The sequence below is a fragment of the Nocardia arthritidis NBRC 100137 genome (assembly GCF_001612765.1).
GTDB lineage: Bacteria > Actinomycetota > Actinomycetes > Mycobacteriales > Mycobacteriaceae > Nocardia > Nocardia arthritidis.
In genome coordinates this window covers 53,958-74,507 of record NZ_BDBB01000016.1, presented here as the reverse complement: position 1 = coordinate 74,507, position 20,550 = coordinate 53,958, and the positions used below count along the sequence as shown (strand labels likewise).

Here is a 20,550-nt window from a genome sequence, read left to right as displayed (position 1 = left end):
CCCGGGTGGCGGCTCAGCCCGCCGCGCCGACCGGGGCCAGATTCTCCCCGCGCAATCGCTGGGAGATCACCTGGGTGATGCCGTCGCCGCGCATGCTGACGCCGTAGAGCGCGTCGGCGATCTCCATCGTGGGCTTCTGGTGGGTGATGACGATCAGCTGGCTCTTCTCCCGCAGCTGCTCGAACAAGCCGATCAGGCGGCGCAGGTTGGTGTCGTCGAGCGCGGCTTCGACCTCGTCCATCACATAGAACGGCGAGGGCCGGGCGCGGAAGATGGCCACCAGCAACGCGACCGCGGTCAGCGACTTCTCTCCGCCGGACAGCAGCGAGAGCCGCTTGACTTTCTTGCCCGGCGGACGGGCCTCCACCTCGATGCCGGTGGTGAGCATGTCCGAGGGGTCGGTGAGCAGCAGCCTGCCCTCGCCGCCGGGGAACAGTTTCGCGAACACTCCGACGAACTCACGCTCCACGTCGGCGTATGCCTCGGTGAAAACCTGGAGAATGCGGGCATCGACCTCGGCGACCACGTCGAGCAGATCCTTGCGCGCGCTCTTGACGTCCTCGAGCTGGGTGGCCAGGAAGTTGTAGCGCTCCTCCAGCGCCGCGAATTCCTCCAGCGCCAGCGGATTCACCTTGCCGAGGGTGGTCAGATCCTTCTCCGCGCGCTTGGCGCGACGCTCCTGGGTCTGCCGGTCGTAGGGCATCGGGGCGGGCTCGCTGACCTGCTCGCCCCGCTCCTTGGCCTGCTCGTACTCCTGCAGTTCCAGCGCCGAGGGCGGCAGCGGCACGTCCGGACCGTACTCGGCGATCAGATCGTCCAGCGCGATGCCGAACTGCTCGGCGATGGTCGCCTCCAGTTGCTCGATGCGCAGCGCCGCTTGCGCCTTGGCCACCTCGTCCCGGTGCACGGCGTCGGTGAGCTGGGACAGCTGCGCGGTGAGCGCGCGCACCCGCTCCTTGATCTGCTCGACTTGCGCGGCGCATTCCGAGCGCTTGCGCACCAGCTCGTCCCGGCGGGCGCCCGCCGCGGCGACCACCCGCTCGAGCTCGGCGGCGATCTTCGCACCGGATTCGGCGACGGCGGCGGCCACCTCGGCCGCCTTCTTGCGTGCGGCCGCCGCGCGTTCGGCGCGGGCGCGATTCTCCCGCTCGGCACGGGCGGCGCGGCGTAGCGACTCCGCCTTGCCGCGCACCGATTCCGCGCGTTCCTCGGCGGTGCGCACGGCGAGCCGGGCCTCGACCTCCATCGCACGCGCCTCGGCCAGCGCGGACGCCGCCTCCTCGCGCGCGCGGCCCGCGGCTTCGGTGCCCGCAGCGCCCGCGCCGTCGGCGTCCACCTCGGACTGTTCGAGTTCCGCGTGCCGCAGGCGATCCTCCAGGTCGGCGAGCGCGGCCAGCGCCTCTTCCCGGTTGGCCTCGGCGTCGTCGCGCTGGCCGAGCAGCCGTTCGCTCTCCGCGTGCGCGGTGCGGGCGGTCTGGCCGAGCCTGCCCAGCCGCTCGTAGATCGCCACCAGCGCCTGATCGGATTCGTGCAGGGCGAGCAGTGCCTGGTCGACGGCGTCCTTGCGGTCGGCCTGTTCCTCGAGCGCGCCCGACAGCGCGGCCTCGAGTTCCTCGGCGCGCCGCTGCGCGGACACCAGCTCGGCTTGGGCGGCGTCGATGTCGGCCTGAATTTCCAGCTGGCTGGGCGCCCGATCGGAACCCCCGAGCAGCCAGCCGTTTCCGGCGAGGTCGCCGTCGCGGGTGACCACGCGCAGGCCGGGCCGGGAGGCGACCAGCGCGCGGGCGGCGGGCAGATCGTCGGCCACGGCGATTCCCGCGGTGAGCGCCGCGATCGCGCCGCGCACGGTGTCGGGGCACTCCACCACGTCGACCAGCCAGCGGGCGCCGCCGGGCAATACGCCCGGGTGCGGCCCCTCGGCGCTCTCGGTGCCGAAGACGACCGCGGCGCGACCACCGTCGGCATCCTTGAGCGCCTGGATGGCGGCGTGCGCGCGCTCGCCGGTGTCGGCGGCGACGGCGTCGGCCAGCGGGCCGAGCGCGGCGGCGACAGCGGCCTCATACCCACCGTGCACGCGCAGCAGCGCGGAGAGCGGACCGAGCAAGCCCTGTTCACGGTGCTCCACCAGCCAGGCCACCCCATCGCGGCGCGCCAGGTTCATCCCGAGCGCCTCGATGCGCGCGCCCAGCGAGGCGACCCGCTTGCTCGCGTCGCGGTCCTGTTCGCGCAGTTCGGTGACGCGCTGATCGGCCAGTTCCAGCGCTTGTACCGCGTGCTCGTGCTGGGCGTCCAGACCGGCCTCCCCCGCGTCGAGTTCGTCGAGTTCGGTCTGCACCGTGTCGAATTCGGCTTGCGCGGCATCGCCGCGATGGCGGGCGTCGGCGATGGCGACCGACAGGCGCGCGATCTCCGCGTCCACCGACTGTGCCCTGGCCCGCAAAGTGTCCACCTTGCCCGCCAACCGGGCCACGCCCTCGCGCCGGTCCGCGATCGCCCGCACCGCGGCCAAGTGCGCCTGCTCGGCGGCCTTGGCGGCGTGTTCGCGTTCGGCCAGCTGGTCTCGGGCCGCCTCCAGCGTCTCGGCGGCCATCTCGACCGCCTCGCGCAGTTCGGCCTCCTCGGCCTCGACACGATCGGCCTCGGCCTCGAGCTGCGCGGGGTCGCGGCCCGTGCCGACCGCAGCGGTGGTGTCCAGGTGCCGCGCCCGGTCGCCCGCGATGCGGATGGTCGCGTTGACCCGCTCGGCGAGCGCGGAGAGCTGGAACCAGATCTGCGCGGCGGCCTCGGCGCTCGGCGTCAACCGGGACAGCTGGAATTCCTGCTGCGCCAGCGCCGCGTTGGCGGCGTCCAGCTCGGAGTGCACGGTGATCTGCTGCTCGCGCGCGTACGCCTCCTTGCTCTGCTGGCCTGCCAGCTCCGCGCGGCGGGTGACCAGGTCGTCGGCGGCCAAGCGCAGCCGCGCGTCACGCAGATCGGCCTGTACGGTCTGCGCCCTGCGGGCCACCTCGGCCTGCCTGCCCAGCGGTTTGAGCTGCCTGCGCAGTTCGGTGGTGAGGTCGGTGAGCCGGGCCAGGTTGGCCTGCATGGCCTCCAGCTTGCGGACCGCCTTCTCCTTGCGCTTGCGGTGCTTGAGCACTCCGGCGGCCTCTTCGACGAACGCGCGGCGGTCCTCCGGGCGCGACTCCAGGATCGCCGAGAGCTGCCCCTGCCCTACGATGACGTGCATCTCGCGGCCGATACCGGAGTCGCTGAGCAGTTCCTGCACGTCCATCAGGCGGCAGGAGTTGCCGTTGATCTCGTATTCGCCCGCCCCGTCGCGGAACATGCGCCGGGTGATGGAGACCTCGGCGTAGTCGATCGGCAGTGCGCCGTCGGAATTGTCGATGGTCAGCGTGACCTCGGCGCGGCCGAGCGGTGCGCGCCCCGCTGTGCCCGCGAAGATGACGTCCTGCATCTTGCCGCCCCGCAGCGCCTTCGCACCCTGCTCGCCCATCACCCAGGTGAGCGCGTCGACGACGTTCGACTTGCCCGATCCGTTCGGACCGACCACGCACGTGATGCCCGGCTCCAACCGCAGCGTCGTCGCGGACGCGAAGGATTTGAAGCCCTTCAACGTCAGACTCTTCAGGTGCAAGTTCGACGACCTTTCCGTGTTCTGCCCGGTCGGCGTTTCGCGCGGTCGAGGCAGCGCATCCGGCGACCAGTCATGGTAGCCGTCGCGTGCCGGGCGCTCCCCGGCCCCGACGGCACGCGGCCGAGTGCCGGTTCGGCGATATCCGTAGGTTATCGACTCGCCGCCGGTTCGCGCGCATTTCGATGTGCCCGGGGTTTGCCCGGACGGCGCACAGCACTGTCCGTGGCACCCGTTCGAGACCGGTGGCGCGCGAACCGCGGACCATTCGGCCCTCGCCCGCGACGGCACGCCACCCCTGCGTGTTCGCTCGATCGCCGGTCCGCTTCCCGGCCCGTGGGTCCGCAGAATTCGGGCGGTCTCGAACTGGCACTGACGCCGCGCCCTCCGGCCACATACGATCCCTCTGATTCGCCAGCGGAACGTTCGGGAGCGCACCACGATGTCTGCCCCCTCACCAGGGACGAGCACGCGGCTGCGCCTTGCCCGGATCGCGGGGCTGGTGCTCGGCAGCCTGGTGTTCCTGCACGCCTGCGAGCGCAGCAAGAGCGCGCTGCTCGGCGATGTGCGGGTGGAGGTGGCGGTCGCGGCCGCTCTCGGTGTAGCCGCCCTGGCCGCGGCGTGGTTCGAGATCAAGCTGCGGGGGCCGGAGCAGGACGCCGATGCGCGGTGGGGCGACGCCGAGCAGTACGAAACTCCCAGTCCTGGGAATTTTCCCGGTCGAACCGGTCATCGCGCGGGCACGGCGTATGGCAGGGGCGAGCGAGCGCATCGCACGGATGCGGCCGGGAGGCATGCTCCCGTGGTCGACCTCGAACACGACGACCAGCTCGAACCCGAGGATTCCGCAGGGCGCGCCGATCTCGTCTCCGGGATTGCGCGGACATTGCGGATCACCCGCCGCGGCGCCTCGGGCGAACGGCTGCCCCTGCCAACCCTGAACGCGATGACGAAATGGATTCGCCGCGTCGACCCCGACGATGAAGCCGACCCCGACGAGCTCGACGACCATGACGAGACAGAGCAGATCACCCGCACCGAGACGGGCGAACTCGTCGTCGAATCGAACAGGCGAACGGTGCGAGCCAGGATCGGCCGCTCCGGCGACCTCGTCGTGCACGGCCGGTGGCACGGCAGTGGGCATCCGCCCTCCGAATGGAAGTGGACGTTTCACCCCGACGCCTTCCACGCGATTCGCAGCGCCCTCGGCGACGGGCCCGGCGACCTCCTCGATCTGCTCGAGGACACCATTCCCTGGCTGGACGCCGGCGCCCGCCGAGACCCCGGCGCATGGCTGCGCGCCCACGACATTCCCGCGACCTACCGGGAGAAGGGCGTCAACGCCGCGCAGACCACCCGCGAACTACCCGTCCTCCAGCCGGGCCGTCCACCGCAGCCGCCGCGTGCGGGCAAGTCCCTCCGCAAGCTGCCTGATGACGCGTCCGGCACCGGAACCGCACGCCGGTCGGCCAAAGCTGTGGACGACGAGCATGCGCGGCTCTCGTCCGGTCGCGAACGACCTCCGGCCGCTCCGAGAGCTTCCGAGCGCCGCTCCACACCAAGCGCCGCCGCCCCCCGACCCTCATCCCACCGCGCCGGTGCCGATCGACGATCACGCGACGACTCGGGGCAACAGAACCTCCGGTCGGACGGCTACGGCTCGCCGGCGCGAACGTCCCCGGCGCGCCGTCGACGAGGCGAACCCGAATCGGCGCAGCGCAGCGATCGGTGGCCCGGTGCGGAAGAGCCGCAAGTGCCCACCCGGCCCACCCCCGACCGTCCCGACCTCCCGAGACGTCGACACCGCGAACTCGCCGAGGACGACCAGCACGTCGCCCGGCAGCCGGATCGCTACCCCGACGAGACCGATTCCCCTCGTTCACGACCCGGTCGGCAGTCAGGGCGCAACCTTCAGCCGCCGATGGACTTCGAGCCGAGGACCGGTCGGCGGGACCGGCCGACACCGTCCGAACGCACCCCGGAGCGGACCTACGATCAACCGCCACCCGACCGCCGCCATCGCGGCGATCAGCGCTCACGGCGCGAAAACCCGGCCCCCTCGCACGAGTCCACCTCGCGGCGCGGGTGGTAGGACACGAAATCGGCGCTGTCACCCGGTGCGCCGGGTGACAGCGCCGAGAAGCGGGGCTCAGCTCGCGCGGTGGGTGAACCGGCCGTTCTCGAAGCCGGCCACCATACGGAAGGCGAGGACAGCGCCCCACGGGCCGATCACCCAGATCGGCCAGAAGTAGGTCAAGGCGCCGACGCTCAGCGAGACCGCACCCCAGATGACGAGCACCAGCAGGCTCACGGCGAGCCAGGTGCTGCCCTCGATGCGCTGCCAGATCGGGATGCGCGGGCGCGCGGAAGCCGGTGCGACGGCATCCTTGCCGAGTTCGGGCAGATCGGACAGCACCGAGCGCAAATCCTCACGATCGGTGGTCGCGTACACCTGAGCGACGCGCTGGTCGTATTCGGGCAGATCGAGCCGCCCGTCTGCCATATGCCTGCCGAGCAGGCGCACCACGGCGTCGCGTTCGGCATTCGAGGCGCGGGTGCCGGTGGAGATGTCCATGCCTGGTCCTATCGACGGTTCCACCCTCCATAGTGGAATATAGATCTAGCATAACCCTCCAAAGTGGAATGTCAACCCTTGGACGTTCAGCGCCCGAAAGCGGGGACTTCCCACCCGGCGGCGGTAATGTTCGGTTGGACGAGAACAACTGTATGGACAGGTGTTCGGCTCGCGGGCCCGCCGAACGGCCGGCTCCGCGTCCCGATCAACTCGCTGGAGGAGGAACAGGTGTCGGAAACCGTCCGCGGGGTCGTGGCCCGCAGCAAAGGCGCACCGGTCGAGATCGTCGAGGTGGTGATCCCGGATCCCGGACCGCACGACGTGGTGGTGCGGGTTCAGGCTTGTGGTGTCTGCCACACCGACCTGCACTATCGCGAAGGCGGTATCACCGACGACTTCCCGTTCCTGCTCGGTCACGAGGCGGCGGGCGTGGTGGAAACCGTGGGCGCCGCGGTCACCCACGTGGCGGAGGGTGACTACGTGATTCTCAACTGGCGCGCGGTCTGCGGCGAGTGCCGGGCGTGCAAACGAGGCCGTCCCTGGTACTGCTTCGACAGCCGCAACGCGAGCAAGAAGATGACCCTCGCCGACGGGACCGAGCTGACCCCCGCGCTGGGCATCGGAGCCTTCGCCGACAAGACCTTGGTGCACGAGGGCCAGTGCACCAAGGTCGATCCGGCGGCCGACCCCGCGGTGGCAGGCCTGCTCGGCTGCGGCGTGATGGCGGGCATCGGCGCGGCGATGAACACCGGCAACGTGTCGACCGGCGACACCGTCGCGGTGATCGGCTGCGGCGGCGTCGGGGACGCGGCTATCGCCGGGGCCCGGCTGGCGGGGGCCAGGACCATCATCGCGGTGGACCGCGACACCCGGAAACTGCGCTTGGCCAAGGACTTCGGCGCCACCCACACGATCGACGCCACCACCGAGGACGTGATCGAGAAGATCCAGGAGTACACCGACGGGTGGGGCGCCGACGTCGTCATCGAGGCCGTCGGACGGCCGGAGACCTGGAAGCAGGCGTTCTACGGCCGCGACCTGGCCGGCACGGTGGTGCTCGTCGGCGTGCCGACCCCGGAGATGACCATCGAGATGCCGCTGCTGGACCTTTTCTCCCGCGGCGGCGCGCTGAAATCTTCCTGGTACGGCGACTGCCTGCCGGAACGCGACTTCCCCACCTTGATCGGCCTGCACCGCCAGGGACGGCTGCCGCTGGACCGCTTCGTCACCGAACGCATCGGGCTCGACCAGGTGGAGCGGGCCTTCGCCGAGATGCACACCGGTGATGTGCTGCGCTCGGTGGTGGTCTGGTGACCGCCCGCATCGACCGCGTCGTCACCTCCGGCGACTTCTGCCTGGACGGCGGCACCTGGGCGGTGGACAACAACATCTGGCTGGTCGGTGACGACGACGAGGTGGTCGTCATCGATGCCGCCCACGACGCGGGCCCGATCGTCGCGGCGGTCGCGGGCCGCGCCGTCCGCGCGATCGTGTGCACCCACGGGCACAACGATCACGTGACGGTGGCGCCCGAACTCGCCGAACGCTTGAACGCACCGGTCCTGCTGCATCCCGGCGACGAGCCGCTGTGGCGCATGACCCACCCGGACGCCGGCTACCAGCCGCTCACGGACGGCGATCGGATACCCGTGGCGAACACCGAGATCCACGTCCTGCACACGCCCGGGCACTCCCCCGGCTCGGTCGCCCTGCACCTGCCGGACGCGAAAGCCGTGTTCACGGGCGACACGCTGTTCGCGGGCGGGCCCGGCGCGACCGGTCGCTCGTTCTCCGATTTCGGCACGATCATCGAGTCGATCCGCGACCGCCTGCTGACGCTGCCGGAGGAAACCGCGGTGCACACCGGGCACGGCGATTCCACCACCATCGGCGCGGAGAAACCGTTCCTGGCCGAGTGGATCGCCCGCGGTCACTGAGACCTCGAGGATCGCGGGTGGATCGAGTGCGGCCACCCGCGATCCCGCTCAGCCGCGGTACGGGTAGCGCTGATCCAGATCCAGATTCAATCGCAGGACGTCGACCCGCGGCTCACCCAGGAACCCTAGGGTCCGGCCGCGGGTGTGTTCGTCGACCAGTGCCCGCACCTGCCCCTCGGTGATCCCGCGTGCCTTCGCGACGCGTGCCACCTGAATGGTCGCGTACTCCGGTGAGATATGGGGGTCCAGCCCACTGCCGCTCGCGGATACGGCGTCCGGGGGCACCGCCGGGGCGTCCGGGGCGTCACCGCGAATCGGCACGATCCGGCCGAGGGTGTAGTCCCGGCCGGGTTCGGCACATTCGACACGCACTCCGCGATAGGTGGCGAGGAACGGCCGCGCGGGGCAGACCTGGTTGACGCTGACGACCTGCACCGGATGTGCCACGTCGCCGTCGGCGCCACGAGGACCGATCACCGAGAGGACCGCGCCCACGCCGTCTTTCGTACAGAACGGGCGACTGCCGTCGACCCCCTCACGGTCGCCGACCGACTTGCTACGCGCGCACACGGTGGTGAGCAAGCTAGCCCGCGACGCGGTGTCCACGATGTCCTCCGGTCCGAGATTGCTCGCCGCCGTGGCCATCGGGTCGTAGCCGTGACCAGCGGCCGACGGGCGACTCTGGAAATACTGCGCGAGGGCGGCACCGCCGGCGTCGTCGGTGAACGATTGACCGATGAGGGCGGAGCCCACGATCGATCCGTTCGCCTCGAGCAGTGAACCGTCCGCCTTGTCGTGCAGCCCGGGTAGCTGCGCCACCGCGAGTACCGCCAGGGGATAGCCGATTCCGGTGATCGCCGTGAGTACGAGCAGGGCGCGCAACGCGGCGAGATGCTGTCGGATCCAGGTCGAAAGGCGCATCTCAGGACATCCCGGGGAGGAAGTGGACAACGAGGTCGATGAGTTTGATGCCGAGGAACGGCGCGATGACGCCGCCGAGTCCGTAGACGGTGAGATTGCGGCTGAGCAACTTCGACGCGTGGGACGGCCGGTAGCGCACACCGCGCAGCGCGAGCGGGATGAGCGCCACGATGACGAGGGCGTTGAAGATCACCGCCGACAGGATCGCCGACTGCGGACTGGCCAGGCGCATCACGTTGAGCCGGTCCAGACCGGGGAACAGCGTCACGAACAGCGCCGGAATGATGGCGAAGTACTTCGCGATGTCGTTGGCGATGGAGAACGTGGTCAGTGCACCGCGGGTGATGAGCAACTGCTTGCCGATCTCCACGATCTCGATCAGCTTGGTCGGATCGGAGTCCAGATCGACCATGTTGCCCGCCTCCTTCGCGGCCGAGGTGCCGGTGTTCATCGCGACGCCCACGTCGGCCTGCGCCAGCGCGGGCGCGTCGTTGGTGCCGTCACCGGTCATCGCGACCAGCCGTCCGCCGTCCTGTTCCCGCTTGATCAGTGCCAGCTTGTCCTCCGGCGTCGCCTCGGCGAGGAAGTCGTCGACCCCTGCCTCATCGGCGATCGCCTTGGCGGTCAACGGGTTGTCGCCGGTGATCATCACCGTCCGGATGCCCATCCGGCGCATCTCGTCGAACCGTTCCCGCATGCCCTGCTTCACCACATCCTTGAGGTGGATCACGCCGAGCACTTTCGCCGTTCCGTCGGCCACCCGGCCGACGACCAGCGGTGTGCCGCCCGCCGCGGAGATCCCGTCCACGGTCGCGCCGAGTTCGCTCGGTACCGAACCGCCGTGGGCTCGCACCCATTCGGTGACCGCGCTCGCTGCGCCCTTGCGCAGGAGGCGGCCATCGATGTCGACGCCCGACATCCGGGTCTGCGCGGTGAACTCGACCCAGTGTGCGTGGATCAGTTCGCCTGGCGTCCGCTCCCGCAGCCCGTACACCTGTTTGGCGTAGACCACGATGGAGCGACCCTCTGGTGTCTCGTCGGCCAGGCTGGAAAGCTGTGCGGCGTCGGCCAATTCTTCCTTGCTCACGGCCGGTACCGGGACGAAGTCCGCGGCCTGGCGGTTGCCGAGGGTGATCGTGCCGGTCTTGTCCAGCAGCAGCGTGTTGACGTCTCCGGCGGCCTCGACGGCGCGCCCGGACATGGCGAGCACGTTGCGTTGCACCAGCCGGTCCATGCCCGCGATGCCGATGGCCGACAGCAGCGCGCCGATGGTCGTAGGGATCAGGCACACCAGCAGCGAGACCAGCACGATGCCGGTGACACCGTGCGTGTCCAGCGCCGCGCTGTCCGGCACCCCCGGATTGTTCGACTTGCTGAAGATCGCCATCGGCTGCAGTGTGACGACCGCGAAGACGAAGATGATCGTCAGCGCCGCCAGCAGGATGTTCAGCGCGATCTCGTTCGGGGTCTTCTGCCTGCTCGCGCCCTCCACCAGCGCGATCATCTTGTCGATGAAGCTGCGCCCCGGCTCCTGGGTGATCCGCACGACGATCCGGTCCGACAGCACGGTGGTGCCGCCGGTCACCGCCGACCGGTCGCCGCCGGATTCCCGGATCACCGGCGCGGATTCACCGGTGATCGCCGACTCGTCGACCGAGGCGATGCCTTCCACGACGTCGCCGTCGCCCGGGATCACCTGCCCGGCCTCGACCACGACGTGATCGCCGCGGCGCAGTCCCGGAGCGGCGACGCGCTCCTCGACCGGCCGCGCGCCCGGCGACCACTCGACCAGTCGCCGTGCGACGGTGTCGGTCTTCGCCTTACGCAGTGTGTCGGCTTGCGCCTTGCCGCGCCCCTCCGCGACCGCCTCGGCCAGATTCGCGAAGATCACCGTGAGCCACAGCCACACGACGATCGCCCAGGCGAAAAAGGACGGATCCGCCAGTGTGAGAACGGTCGACCACACCGCGCCCAGCTCGACGATGAGCATCACCGGGTTGCGCCACAGGGTGCGCGGATCGAGCTTGCGTAGCGCGTCCGGCAACGAGGTCAGCAGCATCCTCGGATCGAGCACTCCCCTGGGGACGCTCTCGCCCCGCCGCCGCTCGGGCACGGCATGCGCCGAAACCTTCTCATCCATTACAGAACTGGACATGTCAGTGGATTCCTTCGGCGAGCGGCCCGAGCGCCAGCGCGGGCAGGAAGGTGAGCGCGACCAGGATCACCGTCACGCCGACGACCATGCCGACGAACTGCGGCCGGTGCGTCGGCAGCGTGCCGATCGACGCGGGGGTGGTACCCTGCCGGGCCAGTGAACCGGCCAGCGCGAGCACGAAGATGATCGGCAGGAAGCGGCCGAAGAGCATGGCGAGACCGAGTGCGGTGTTGTACCATTCGGTGTTGCCGGTCAGGCCTGCGAATGCCGAGCCGTTGTTGTTGGCCGCGGACGTGAACGCGTACAGCACCTCCGACAGACCGTGCGGCCCTGAATTCAGCATGCTCGCGCGCTGGCCCGGCATCGCCATCGCCGCGGCGGTGCCCACCAGCACGATCAGCGGGCTGATCAGGAAATACGACGCGGCGAGCTTGATCTCGCGCGGCGTGATCTTCTTGCCCAAGTACTCCGGGGTGCGACCGACCATCAACCCGGCGACGAATACCGTGATCACCGCCAGGATCAACATGCCGTACAGGCCCGATCCGGTGCCGCCCGGCGCGACCTCGCCCAACTGCATGTTGAACATCGTCATCAGGCCGCCGAGGCTGGTGTAGGAGTCGTGGAACGAGTCGACGGCTCCGGTGGAGGTCAGTGTCGTCGAGGCGGCGAAGGTCGCCGAGTTCGCCACGCCGAAGCGCTGTTCCACACCTTCCATCGAGGCGCCGATCGCGGTCGGCATGGTGCCGTGGTGCTGGAGCTGGAAGAAATTGGTCAGTGTGACGCTGATCAGTGCGATCGTCCCCATCACCGCGACGATCGCGTAGCCCTGCTTGCGGCTGCCCACCATCCGGCCGAAGGTGCGCGGCAGCGAAAAGCCGATCACCAGCAGCAGGAAGATCTCCACCCAGTTGGTCCACGCAGTCGGGTTCTCGAACGGGTGAGCGGAGTTGGCGCTGTAGAAGCCGCCGCCGTTGGTGCCCAGTTCCTTGATCACCTCTTGGCTGGCGACCGGCCCACCGGTGATCGTCTGCTCGGTGCCGTTCAGGGTCTGCGCCACCTGATCGTGCAGGTGGAAGTTCTGGATCACACCGCCCGCCACCAGCACGACCGCGAACACGAACGCGATCGGCAGCAGAATGCGCAGCGTGCCGCGCACCAGATCCACCCAGAAGTTGCCGAGGTCGCCGGTGTGCCTGCGGGCGAACCCGCGCACCAGCGCAACCGCCACAGCCATGCCGACCGCCGCCGAGACGAAGTTCTGCACGGCGAGTCCAGCCATCTGTACCAGGTGCCCCTGGGTGGATTCACCGGAGTAGTTCTGCCAGTTGGTGTTCGTCACGAAACTGACCGCGGTGTTCCAGGCCAGCGCAGGCGTCATCGTGGTGCCCGGATCGTTCAGGTGCAGCGGCAATCTGCCTTGCAGGAGTTGGAAAAAGAACAGGAAGAGAATGCCGACCGCCGAGAAGGCCAGCACACTGCGTGCGTACACCGGCCACGGCTGCTCGACTTCGGGTTGCGCGCCGATCGCGCGGTAGACGAGGCGTTCGGCACGAGAGTGTCTTCGCCCCTCGTACACCCGGTACATGTAATCCCCCAGCGGCACGTGCACCAGCGCGAGCGCCAGGATCAGGGCCGCCACGAAAACGGCCCCGGCGGTTGTCGTGCTCACTCAGAACCTCTCGGGAAACAGCAGCGCCGCGATCAGGTAGATCGCCACGCCGACAGCGAGAACCAGACCGATCCAATTCGCGGTCACAACTTCTCCACCCCGCGCTGGACCAGCCCGAGCAACGCGAACGCCGCCACGGTGAGCGCGGTGAACACCACGACCGACATAACTCGACAACCTCCATCCGCGCGCGCCATGCTTCGGCGCGACAGAGCGAGTGAAGCGCCCCTGCGCCCCTTCGGGGCACTCCCTGACGACTTCTTGATGCCCCGATGCTCGGCCTTTGCGGTTCGTTGACGCCCACACGGCGTCCGCAAGTATCGCGTCAAGGTATGCGGGTGAACCGTCAACACACCGTAAAAATCGAGGTCCACGCGTGCGACGAAGGTAGAACTGGGGAGTCGCCAGGCCGAGAACGCCGGGGCGGCCGGTGCATCGCCGGCCGGGTGGGAAGAGAGGACCGTCGTGTCGGCAGTAGCCGTAGTCGTCTTGTTCGTCTGCTGCGCGCTTATCATCCGCGCGCTCGCAGCCCACAAACAAACTCACGCCCGCCGGGCCGTGGTGGTGGAGGCGAACCATGCGCGGCGGTGACATGCCAGTGGCATGGTCCGGATACGCGGCACAGCGCGCCGCCACACCCTTGGGCTGTACGGCCGAGGACGCGCGGCGCGCGATGATGAACGGGTGAAACGTGGTCAGCTGCGTATCTACCTCGGCGCCGCGCCGGGAGTCGGTAAGACCTATGCCATGCTCGGCGAGGCGCACCGACGACTGGAGCGTGGTCGCGACGTGGTGGCCGCGGTGGTCGAAACACATGGCAGGGAGAAGACCGAGAAACTGCTCGAGGGCATCGAGCGCATTCCCCCGAAGCTGATCGAGTATCGCGGCAGCACGTTCTCCGAACTCGACGTCGAGGGGGTGCTGCGGCGCGCGCCCGCGGTGGTGCTGGTCGACGAGCTGGCCCACACCAACGCGCCCGGCAGCAAGCATGAGAAGCGCTGGCAGGATGTGGCGGAGCTGCTCGACGCGGGTATCGATGTCATCTCCACGGTCAACGTGCAGCATCTGGAAAGTCTCAATGACGTCGTCGAGCAGATCACCGGCATCCAGCAGCGCGAGACCGTGCCCGACGCGGTGGTACGCGAAGCCGACCAGGTGGAGCTGGTCGACATCACCCCCGAAGCGCTGCGACGCAGGCTTTCCCACGGCAACGTGTACGCCGCCGAGCGCATCGACGCCGCCTTGCGCAATTACTTCCGGGCGGGAAACCTCACCGCGCTTCGCGAATTGGCGCTGCTGTGGCTGGCCGACCAGGTCGACGCCGCGCTGGCGAAATACCGGGCCGACCACAAGATCACCGAACTGTGGGAGGCGCGCGAACGCGTCGTGGTCGCGGTGACCGGCGGCCCGGAATCGGAGACCATCGTGCGCCGAGCAAGCCGGATCGCCACCAAATCCAGCGCCGACCTGGTGGTCGTGCACGTGGTGCGCGGCGACGGCCTGGCCGGGGTCTCCACCGAGCGTATGGCGCGGCTGCGCGAGCTGGCGGCCAGCCTGGACGCCTCCCTGCACACCGTCACCGGCGACGACGTGCCCACCGCACTGCTCGAGTTCGCCCGTGAGGCGAACGCCACCCAACTGGTGCTCGGCACCTCACGGCGCTCGCGCTGGGCGCGGATGTTCGACGAGGGCATCGGGTCCACAGTGGTACAGCGCTCCGGCAAGATCGACGTGCACATGGTGACGCACGAAGAAGCTCACCGCGGGCTGCGGTACTCGGCCCTGCATCCACGCCGACCCGTGGCCGCGTGGCTCGCCGCCGTTCTCGTACCGGCCCTGGTCTGTACGATCAGCGCCGCCTACCTCGACGACGTGCTGGATCTCGGCGGCATCAGCGCCGTATTCGTGGTCGGCGTAGTGGCGGTGGCCCTGCTCGGCGGCGTGGTACCCGCGTCCGTCTCGGCGCTGTTTTCTGGCGTGCTGTTGAACTGGTTCTTCACGCCGCCCCGCCACAGCTTGACCATCGCCGAGCCGAACAACTTCATTACCGTGGTGGTGCTGCTCATCGTCGCCGTCGCGGTGGCGGCGCTGGTCGATCTGGCCGCGAAACGAACCGCGCAGGCGCGTAAGGCATCCCGGCAAGCCGAGCTGCTGACCATGTTCTCCGGCGCGATTCTGCACGGCGCGGACCTGCCCCGGCTGCTCGAACAGATCAGGGAGGTCTTCGCGCAGCGCGCGGTCACGCTGATGGCGGGTGACCAGGTGCTCGCCCAGGCGGGTGTGGGCCCGCCGCGGCAGCCCTCCGAGGCGGACACCGTGGTGGAAGCGGGCGATGCCGGCCACTGGCTGCTGCTGGCGGGCCGTCCACTGGCAGCGGCCGACCGGCCGGTGCTCAACGCGGTCACCAACCAGGCCGTCGCTCTGGTCCGGCAGGCACGCCTGGCCGAGGAGGCCGGCGCCGCCGCGGCCCTGCTGGAAGCCGATCGCCTGCGGCGCGCGTTGCTCTCGGCGGTCAGCCACGACCTGCGCACCCCGCTGGCCGGCGCCAAGGCGGCGGTGTCCAGCCTGCGCAGCGACGACATCGAATTCTCCCCAGAGGACACCGCCGAACTGCTGGAGACGATCGAGGAATCGGTGGACCAGCTCACCGCGCTGGTCGGCAATCTGCTCGACTCCTCCCGGCTCGCGGTCGGCGTAGTCACGCCGCGGTTGCGGCGGGTCTACCTGGACGAGGCGGTGCACCGCGCGCTGGTGAGCGTCGGGATGGGCGCGCGGGGACTGCGGCGCACGGCGATGGATCGGGTGCGGGTCGAGGTCGGCGACGTCTCGGTGCGCGCCGACAGCGGGCTGCTGGAGCGCGTACTGGCCAACCTGATCGACAACGCGCTGCGCCACGCGCCACGCGTGGGCACGGTCCGGGTCACCGCGGAACGCACCGGCGACCGAGTCTCGATCGCCGTCGTCGACACCGGCCCCGGCGTACCGCCCGGCACCGAGGAGCAGCTGTTCGAACCGTTCCAGCGCCTCGGCGACCGGGACAACACCACCGGAGTCGGGCTCGGCCTGTCGGTGGTGCGCGGGTTCGTCGACGCCATGGGCGGCACCGTGCACGCCGAGCCCACCCCCGGCGGAGGATTGACCATGCTGATCGACTTGCCCGGCGGCGAGCCGCCGGAGGTGGACGGCACGGGCGGCGGCGCAGCGCACGAAACGACGCGCGCGGGTGAGTGAGGTGTCCGGGTGACGACACAGGAGGCGGCGGTTGTGACGAAGACGCCCGAGACGATGGCGACGAAGGTACTCGTGGTAGACGACGAACCGCAGATCGTGCGCGCGCTGCGGATCAACCTGTCGGTCCGTGGCTACGAGGTGATCACCGCCGCGACCGGTGGCGCGGGTCTGCGCGCGGCCGCCGACCGGCACCCGGACGTCGTGATCCTCGACCTCGGCCTGCCGGACATGGACGGCATCGAGGTGCTCGCGGGATTGCGCGGCTGGACCTCGGCGCCGGTGATCGTGCTGTCGGCGCGGACGGATTCCGCCGACAAGGTCGAAGCGCTGGATGCGGGCGCCGACGACTACGTAACCAAACCGTTCGGCATGGACGAGCTGCTGGCGCGGCTGCGGGCCGCCGTCCGGCGCGGCGCCACCGATTCCGACGCCTCGGCGCCCGTAGTGACCACCGACTCGTTCACCGTCGACCTGGCCGCCAAGAGGGTCACCAAGCGAGGCCATGCCGTGCACCTCACGCCCACCGAGTGGGGCATGCTCGAGATGCTGGTCCGCAACCGCGGCAAGCTGGTCGGGCGGCGCGAGCTGCTGCGGGAGGTGTGGGGCCCGTCCTACGCCACCGAGACCCACTATCTGCGGGTCTATCTGGCGCAACTGCGCCGCAAACTGGAGGATGATCCGTCGCATCCCAGGCATCTGCTCACCGAAGCGGGCATGGGTTACCGGTTCCAGGAGTAATCCCGGCCACGAGCCTTCGACCGCGCGGAATGGCGCGGCGGGGCGCGACGTTGCCAGGCGCGCGAGTTGATTGCGACGACAATGGCAGGATCGAACCCATGGCTGAACACACCGCTACACCCGCCACCGCCACCGCGGCGCCGAGCGCGCCGGAACCCACCACGCTGTGGGTCGAGCGCACCGGAACCAGGGCCTATACCGGACGCAGCTCCCGTGGCGCCGAGGTCCTGATCGGTTCGCAGGGCGTTCCCGGTGTGTTCACCCCCGGCGAGCTGCTGAAGATCGCGCTGGCCGCCTGCTCCGGCTTGAGCGCGGACTTCCCGCTGTCGCGCAAACTCGGCGACAACTTCGATGCGACGATCCGCGTCTCCGGCGACGCCGACCGGGAGAACGAGGTCTACCCGCGGCTGGACGAAGTGTTCGAACTCGATCTCAGCGAACTAGACGACGAGGCCCGCGAACGCTTGCTGGTCACCGTGCAGCGTGCGATCGACAAGGTCTGCACGGTGGGGCGGACGCTGAAGGCGGGATCGAAGGTGACGCTGTCGTTCGACATCGAGGCCTGATGGACGAGGCCGTTCGGTTGAGCGCCTGGGTGCACGGCCTGGTCCAGGGCGTGGGTTTCCGCTGGTGGACTCGGTCGCGGGCGCTGGAGCTGGGGCTGGTCGGGCAGGCGAGGAATGCCAGGGACGGCCGGGTGCATGTGGTCGCCGAAGGGTCGCGACCGGCCTGCGAGCGGTTGCTCGCACAGCTGCGTTCCGGCGATACTCCTGGTCAGGTCAGTTTGGTTGTGGAAAGCTGGGAGCCCGCGCGGGGTGATTTGACCGGTTTCGAGGAGCGTTAGTGGTGGTTCGGGCGACGAGGGGGGAACAGCGGTGAGCACGCGGAATCCGGGTGACGACGAGCGCCGGGACGATCCCCAGCGGCCGTCCGGGACGCCACGCCCCGAGGAGAACGATCGGGCCGCGGCCACACCCGGGTCCGGCGACGAAGAGGACTGGTCGACGCCCGTCTCCGGTGGCACGGAACCCGCTTCCACACCGGGTGGCCCCGAGCAGTCCGAGATCGACTGGTCGACGCCCGCTTCGGTGCCGCCCGGCAGCCCGAGCGGTCCGGCCGAGCAGCAACCACCCGCCGAGCACCCGCCGCGTCCTGGCAGTATCCAGCGGCAAGAAGCCGGCGTGACCCGGCCCCGCCCGCCCACGGTGGCCGAGTTACGGGCGAGGGACAAGGCCCGCAAGCGCGCCGAAGAAGCGCAGCGCGCGGCTGCGGCGGTCGAGGAGGCCAAGAAGCGCACCCGCAAACGCGTCATGATCGGGGGTGCCGCCATTGTCGGCGTAGCCGCGCTGGTCGGCGGCGGCTACCTGACCTACCGCGCCCTGACCGCGCCGGACCGGGTCACCGCTCAGTGCGTGAAAGTCGAGAACGGCCAAGAGATCGTGGTGGACGACTCCCACTGCGGCGACGGTCGTCCCGGTTTCATCGGCGACACCGGTGTCGGTCCCGGTCTGATCATCCTCGGTGGCGGACCGCAGTACCGCTACTACTACGGCGGCACCGGCACCGTCGGCAGACCGCCGACCGGCGGCACCACCATCAAACCGAAAGGCGCCGAGATCAAGACCAAGAGCGGCACCACGATCCAGCGCGGCGGCTTGGGCAGCAAGAGCACCGGCGGAGGGTCGTAGATGCGGCGCGTGCGGGATACGCCCCGGACGGGCTGGCAGCAGATCATCGAGGGCCAGGGCCTGGTCTACGGTTCGCCGGGACGGGACGCGAGCGGTCAGCCGCGGCCGTACTGGGACGAGTCGGTGCACTACGAGTTCGAGATGCCGGAGATCCTCGCCTTGGAGGCCGACGTCGAACTGCTGCACTCGATGTGCCTGAACGCGGTGGAGCACATCGTGTTGACCGAGCGGTACGCCGATTTCGGTTTGCCCGAGTGGAGCTGGGGCCCGATCGCCGAATCCTGGCGGCGCTCCGACCCCCATGTGTACGGGCGCTTCGACCTTCGTTACGACGCGCGACGCCCGGCGAAACTGCTGGAGTACAACGCGGACACGCCGACCTCGCTGCTGGAGGCGGCGATCGTGCAGTGGCACTGGCTGACCGACCGCTACCCCGGTGGCGACCAGTGGAACTCGTTGCACGAGAAGCTGGTCGAGCGGTGGGGCGAGCTGCGCGACGTACTGCCCAGCGCGCAGTTGCATTTCACCTGGTCCGGCGCGGACGCCACCGGCGAGGACAACGTCACCACCGCCTACATGCAGGAGACCGCGGCCGAGGCCGGGTTCGACACCATCGCGCTGCCGATCGAGGAGATCGGCTTCGATTCCGCGCTGGAACGTTTCGTCGATCTGGCGGAGGCTCCGATCGAGGCGATCTTCAAGCTCTACCCGTGGGAGTGGGCGCTCGACGACGATTTCGGCAAGCGCGTCGTGGACAGTCTGCCGGAGACCATGTGGATCGAGCCGCTGTGGAAGACGCTGCTGAGCAACAAGGCGATCCTGGCGGTGCTGTGGGAGATGTACCCGGGCCACCCGAACCTGCTGCCCGCCTATCTCGACCAGCCCAACGAACTCACCGAGTACATCCGCAAACCGAAGCTGGGACGCGAGGGCGCCAATATGACGATCGTCGGCGCGGGTTTGGAGACCGCGACCGGCGGTGTCTACGGCGAGGAAGGTTACGTGTACCAGTTGCTGGACCCGCTGCCGGAATTCGACGACATGCGTCCGGTGCTCGGCGCGTGGATCGTCGGCGACGCCGCGGCGGGCCTCGGCATCCGCGAGACGGCGGGCCTGATCACCGACGACGGCTCCGCCTTCGTCCCGCACCGCATCACCGATTGAGCCTCGTCACCGGCAAGCACGAAATAATCTCGGCCGCCCGCCAATCTTTCTCGGAAGGATCAAGATGACCACAGTCGCCCTGGAATCGGGGTACTGGAACTCGCTGGGCGAGGGTGTGGGAGCGATCATCCTCTACGCCCTCGTCGGCTTGGTGCTCATGCTCGTCGGCTTCTACGCCATCGACCTGACCACGCCGGGCAAGCTGCGCAAACTGGTGGTGGCGGGCAAGCCGAACGCCATCATCGTCACCGCCGCGGGCATGATCAGCATGGCGTTCATCGTCGTGCTCGCCATCTTCGCAGTGGGCGGCGGCGGCAAGCTGTCCGAGGGCCTGATCGCCGCGCTGGTGTTCGGCCTGGTCGGCATTGTCGCCCAGGTCATCTCGGTGCGCGTGATCGAGCGGGCGCTCGGGATCGACATCGGCGCCGCGCTGCACGCCGACACCTACACCACCGAGGTCCTCGTGGTGGCGGCCGCGCATTTCGCGCTCGGACTGGTCGTCGCCTTCGCGATCCTCTAGGGGTATGCGGAAACTGATCGGGCGGGACGTTCGGTACCGGCCCGGCATCCCTCGCGGCGGCGCGGCCGCTGGTCAGTGCTCGTCTCCGTGGTCGAGACAGTACGCCGCCGCGGCGAGGTACTGGCGGCACTCCGGACCATGACCGGCGTGCACACCGCGGATGAACAGCGCGCGATCGAGGTCGAGATCTGTCGGCGGCTCCGCGGAACAGTCCCGGTATCGGCTCCGCCAGAGGTCCTGCGTATCCAGCGATGTCTGCATCGTGCACCTCCCGTGCTGCGTATCAGTGCGAGAAGGCTTGCAATGTCCCTACGCCGG

At 69.4% G+C, this 20,550-nt stretch carries 18 protein-coding genes; 10 read left to right on the top strand and 8 right to left on the bottom strand.

Annotation, left to right across the window (positions count from 1 at the left end):
- Window positions 1-13: 13 nt before the first annotated feature.
- Window positions 14-3,634, bottom strand: a complete 3,621-nt coding sequence (gene smc, locus NA8_RS13110; protein WP_063050660.1) for a chromosome segregation protein SMC — start codon at window positions 3,632-3,634, stop codon at window positions 14-16.
- Window positions 3,635-4,073: 439 nt separating this feature from the next.
- Between smc and NA8_RS33750 the strand changes: the two genes are divergently transcribed.
- Window positions 4,074-5,723 (top strand): hypothetical protein, encoded by a 1,650-nt coding sequence (locus NA8_RS33750; RefSeq protein ID WP_157106674.1) that lies wholly within the window; start codon window positions 4,074-4,076, stop codon window positions 5,721-5,723.
- 57 nt (window positions 5,724-5,780) lie between these two features.
- On the opposite strand, the gene NA8_RS13100 is transcribed toward NA8_RS33750, so the two are convergent.
- Window positions 5,781-6,206 (bottom strand): DUF1707 SHOCT-like domain-containing protein, encoded by a 426-nt coding sequence (locus tag NA8_RS13100; protein WP_062969845.1) that lies wholly within the window; start codon window positions 6,204-6,206, stop codon window positions 5,781-5,783.
- Between the two features lie 228 nt (window positions 6,207-6,434).
- On the opposite strand from NA8_RS13100, the gene NA8_RS13095 reads away from it, so the two are divergent.
- Both NA8_RS13095 and NA8_RS13090 read left to right on the top strand, forming a co-directional pair.
- Window positions 6,435-7,520, top strand: coding sequence for an S-(hydroxymethyl)mycothiol dehydrogenase (locus NA8_RS13095; protein ID WP_063050755.1), 1,086 nt, complete (start codon window positions 6,435-6,437; stop codon window positions 7,518-7,520).
- Complete coding sequence (locus tag NA8_RS13090; protein ID WP_218019446.1) at window positions 7,514-8,143, top strand: MBL fold metallo-hydrolase; 630 nt, start codon at window positions 7,514-7,516, stop codon at window positions 8,141-8,143. The genes NA8_RS13095 and NA8_RS13090 overlap by 7 nt, the downstream gene beginning before the upstream one ends.
- A gap of 48 nt (window positions 8,144-8,191) precedes the next feature.
- On the opposite strand, the gene NA8_RS13085 is transcribed toward NA8_RS13090, so the two are convergent.
- Genes NA8_RS13085 through NA8_RS35030 form a run of 5 tightly spaced genes read right to left on the bottom strand, consistent with a single transcriptional unit; the run spans window position 8,192 to window position 13,088 of the window.
- Window positions 8,192-9,064 carry a potassium-transporting ATPase subunit C gene (locus NA8_RS13085; protein ID WP_063050657.1) on the bottom strand — a complete coding sequence of 291 codons (873 nt, stop codon included), beginning with the start codon at window positions 9,062-9,064 and terminating at the stop codon, window positions 8,192-8,194.
- A gap of 1 nt (window position 9,065) precedes the next feature.
- The gene (gene kdpB / locus NA8_RS13080) at window positions 9,066-11,204 is read right to left on the bottom strand and encodes a potassium-transporting ATPase subunit KdpB (protein ID WP_157106681.1); all 2,139 of its coding nucleotides are present in this window, start codon (window positions 11,202-11,204) and stop codon (window positions 9,066-9,068) included.
- A 16-nt stretch (window positions 11,205-11,220) separates the two neighbouring features.
- Window positions 11,221-12,891 carry a potassium-transporting ATPase subunit KdpA gene (gene kdpA, locus NA8_RS13075; protein WP_063050655.1) on the bottom strand — a complete coding sequence of 557 codons (1,671 nt, stop codon included), beginning with the start codon at window positions 12,889-12,891 and terminating at the stop codon, window positions 11,221-11,223.
- Window positions 12,892-12,978, bottom strand: coding sequence for a K(+)-transporting ATPase subunit F (gene kdpF, locus NA8_RS35705; RefSeq protein ID WP_062969850.1), 87 nt, complete (start codon window positions 12,976-12,978; stop codon window positions 12,892-12,894).
- Complete coding sequence (locus tag NA8_RS35030; RefSeq protein WP_157106673.1) at window positions 12,975-13,088, bottom strand: potassium-transporting ATPase; 114 nt, start codon at window positions 13,086-13,088, stop codon at window positions 12,975-12,977. The genes kdpF and NA8_RS35030 overlap by 4 nt, the downstream gene beginning before the upstream one ends.
- A 487-nt stretch (window positions 13,089-13,575) precedes the next feature.
- Between NA8_RS35030 and NA8_RS13060 the strand changes: the two genes are divergently transcribed.
- The 7 genes from NA8_RS13060 (at window position 13,576) to NA8_RS13030 (ending at window position 20,232) form a co-directional block, all read left to right on the top strand.
- Complete coding sequence (locus tag NA8_RS13060; protein ID WP_084466747.1) at window positions 13,576-16,122, top strand: ATP-binding protein; 2,547 nt, start codon at window positions 13,576-13,578, stop codon at window positions 16,120-16,122.
- A gap of 54 nt (window positions 16,123-16,176) precedes the next feature.
- Window positions 16,177-16,860: a response regulator gene (locus tag NA8_RS13055; RefSeq protein ID WP_063050654.1), complete on the top strand. Its 684-nt coding sequence runs from the start codon at window positions 16,177-16,179 to the stop codon at window positions 16,858-16,860.
- A 98-nt stretch (window positions 16,861-16,958) separates the two neighbouring features.
- Entirely contained in the window at window positions 16,959-17,426 is a 468-nt protein-coding gene (locus NA8_RS13050) for an OsmC family protein (RefSeq protein ID WP_063050653.1), read from the top strand.
- Complete coding sequence (locus NA8_RS13045) at window positions 17,426-17,704, top strand: acylphosphatase (RefSeq protein WP_063050652.1); 279 nt, start codon at window positions 17,426-17,428, stop codon at window positions 17,702-17,704. Before NA8_RS13050 ends, NA8_RS13045 begins: the two co-directional genes overlap by 1 nt.
- A 31-nt stretch (window positions 17,705-17,735) precedes the next feature.
- On the top strand, window positions 17,736-18,548 hold the full coding sequence (locus NA8_RS34660; RefSeq protein WP_063050651.1) for a hypothetical protein: 813 nt from the start codon (window positions 17,736-17,738) through the stop codon (window positions 18,546-18,548).
- Window positions 18,549-19,712, top strand: coding sequence for a glutathionylspermidine synthase family protein (locus NA8_RS13035; RefSeq protein WP_063050650.1), 1,164 nt, complete (start codon window positions 18,549-18,551; stop codon window positions 19,710-19,712). It abuts the gene before it with no gap.
- A 64-nt stretch (window positions 19,713-19,776) separates the two neighbouring features.
- Window positions 19,777-20,232: a DUF350 domain-containing protein gene (locus NA8_RS13030; protein WP_063050649.1), complete on the top strand. Its 456-nt coding sequence runs from the start codon at window positions 19,777-19,779 to the stop codon at window positions 20,230-20,232.
- A gap of 72 nt (window positions 20,233-20,304) precedes the next feature.
- Here NA8_RS13030 and NA8_RS13025 read toward each other — a convergent pair whose 3' ends face one another.
- Window positions 20,305-20,493: a hypothetical protein gene (locus NA8_RS13025; RefSeq protein ID WP_063050648.1), complete on the bottom strand. Its 189-nt coding sequence runs from the start codon at window positions 20,491-20,493 to the stop codon at window positions 20,305-20,307.
- Window positions 20,494-20,550: the final 57 nt, after the last annotated feature.